The organism is Nocardiopsis halotolerans DSM 44410 (assembly GCF_000341065.1).
GTDB lineage: Bacteria > Actinomycetota > Actinomycetes > Streptosporangiales > Streptosporangiaceae > Nocardiopsis > Nocardiopsis halotolerans.
The window spans coordinates 1-2,475 of sequence record NZ_ANAX01000388.1; the positions used below are offsets into that span (position 1 = coordinate 1).

1 protein-coding gene and 1 pseudogene are annotated in these 2,475 nt (G+C 74.1%); one reads left to right on the plus strand and one right to left on the minus strand.

What is annotated here, in order from left to right; all coding sequences use genetic code 11:
* Positions 1–1,568, minus strand: a 1,568-nt coding sequence (locus D455_RS0127975) for an ATP-binding protein (RefSeq protein WP_017573959.1), incomplete at its 3' end; no start/stop codon positions are given.
* A gap of 287 nt (positions 1,569–1,855) precedes the next feature.
* Between D455_RS0127975 and D455_RS0127980 the strand changes: the two are divergent.
* Positions 1,856–2,475 (plus strand): annotated as a pseudogene (locus D455_RS0127980) (hypothetical protein); the annotation flags it as partial.

Below are 2,475 nucleotides of genomic sequence, written 5' to 3' on the forward strand. Positions count from 1 at the left end.
GACAGCCGTTCGGCGGCGTCGCGTTCGGTGTCGGTGAGCAGGTCCCAGCTCCACGCGACCACCCCGCGCAGGGTGCGGTGGCGGGGCGGTGCCGTGCGGCTGCCTACGCCCAAGACCCGGAACCGGTCGTCCAGACCGGCGGTGAGCGCCTCCACGGTCATCGAGCGCAGGCGCGCGGCGGCCAGCTCGATGGCCAGGGGAAGGCCGTCCAGGCGTTGGCAGATCCGGGTCACCTCACCGGTGGGGGAGAAGTCGGGGCGTGCCGCCCGCGCCCGGTCGGTGAACAGCCGCCGCGCCGCCTCCGGCGCGAGCGGGGGCACCGGGCACAGGGCCTCGCCGGGAACGCCGAGCGGTTCGCGGCTGGTGGCCAGGACACGCAGCCGGGGGCAGCGGCCCAGCAGTTCCCCGGCCAGTCCGGCGGCGGCGTCGACGACGTGTTCGCAGCAGTCCAGGACCAGCAGGGTGTCGGCGGCCGTCAACGCGTCCACCAGGGCGGACACCGGATCGGTGCGCCCCCGGAGTCCCAGGGCCCCGGCGACCGCGCGGGGGACGCCGTCGGGGTCGTCGACCGGACCCAGTTCCACCAGCCACACCCGGTCGGCGGTGTCGGCGGGGGGGACCGACGCCAGGCGGGTCTTGCCCACGCCGCCCGGGCCGACCAGGGTGACCAGCCTGTACTCGGCCAGCCGCTCCCCGACGAGCCGCCGTTCGCCCTCCCGGCCGACGAAGGTGGTCAACGGTGCGCGCAGGTTGCCGCGCGGCGAAGGAGCGGACACGGGCCCAGCCGCGGACGCGACCCCGGGGACGGACGCGGGACCGGGGGCACGTTCCTCGCGCAGGAGCCGCAGGTGCAGCGAGCGCAGCTCCGGCCCGGGATCGGTACCCAGCTCCTCGGCCAGACGGATCCGGTGGTCCTCGTACGCGGACAGGGCCTCCGCACGCCTGCCCTCGGCGTCGAGGGCCCTGACGAGCAGTGCGCGTAGGCGCTCGCGCAGAGGGTGCGCGGCGGCCAACCGCTCCAGTTCGGCGGTGCGCGGGGCCTCGCCGGGCAGGGCCATCCCGGCCTCGGCCCGGTCCTCCACCGCGCCCAGGCGGATCTCCCGCAGGTGGACCGCGGCGGACTCGGCGTAGGGCAGCGGTCCGATGTCGGACAGCGGGTCACCCCGCCACAGATCCAGGGCCCGTGCCAGGTGTTCGGCCGCGGCGTCGTGCCGTCCGGCCCGCAGTGCGTCGCGTCCCTGCCGTGCCAGGCGTTCGAAGAGCAGGGCGTCGACGGCGTCGGGAGGCAGGTCCAGGCGGTACCCGGCCGGTTCGGAGCACAGGACGCCCGGTTCCGGGAGGGCACGCCGCAGCCGGGAGACCAGGGAGTGCAGCGCGGCCGCGGGGTGGTCCGGGCCGTCCGCCGTACCGGCCTCGGGCCACAGGGCCCCGGCCAGGGTCCGGTGGCCGACCGTGCGGCCCGCCTCCAGGGCGAGCCGGGCCAGGAGCGCGCGCAGGCGGGGACCGCCGACGCCCGTGCTCCGGCCGTCGGCGACCACTCGCAGGGGGCCCAGAACACCGACACGCATACCGGCATTCTCCCCCGAGCCCGGGGCGGGGGCGCCCGGAAAACGGCGTGGACGTCCACGACACCGCCGCCCCGGCGCGGGTACCGGGGCCCGACCGGTCCTCCCGGAACCCCCGTTCAGTGGAGAACCGATGGAATGGAATTGTAGAAAAGTGTGTGCTAAGCTGGCCGGGTAAAGGGTTATGGGGAAGAAATTAATTCTTTCTTCGGGCTTGCTTCCGGGCGTTGTGTGGATATTCTCGGTATATGCCGAACCCTCCTTCCTCCATTGTGCTGTCCGCGTCCGTCATGACCCATCCCCGCCGGAAAGCCGACGCGCGACGGGTCCTGGACTCCCTCGGGATCGCGGACGCCTCCGTGGCCGTGGACCCCGACCCCGAGGGTCCGCCCAGCTCCCTGCGCGCCTCCCGGGTCGCCTTCTCCGACGCGGCCCGTTTCGACTCCACCCACCACCTCGTCCTCCAGGACGACGTGCGCGTCTGCACTGACTTTCCCGCGTCCGTACGCGCCGCCGTGGAAAGGCACCCCGAATCCGCGATCTCCCTCTTCGTGGAATGGGGATCGCGCACCGCCTACCTGGCCCGGTGGGCGGTGTTCACCGGTGCGAGCGCGGTCCCGGTCATCAACCCCTACATGCCCACGCTCGCCCTGCTCCTGCCGCGTGACCTCGCCGTGGACATGGGGCGTTTCATGGAGGACGCCGAGGGGCGTTCCGACGACCGCGCCGCCCTGCGGTTCCTCCGGGCGCGCGGGGTCCCCACCCTCACGGCGGTGCCCAACCTCGTCGAGCACGAGGACCTGCCCAGCCTCAAGGGCAACGAGGACCACGGAATCCGGCGCTCGGTCTGCTTCGCCGAGGAGGGCGCCCGCTTCGGCGGGACGGTCCTGGACCTCCCGCCACGGCTAAC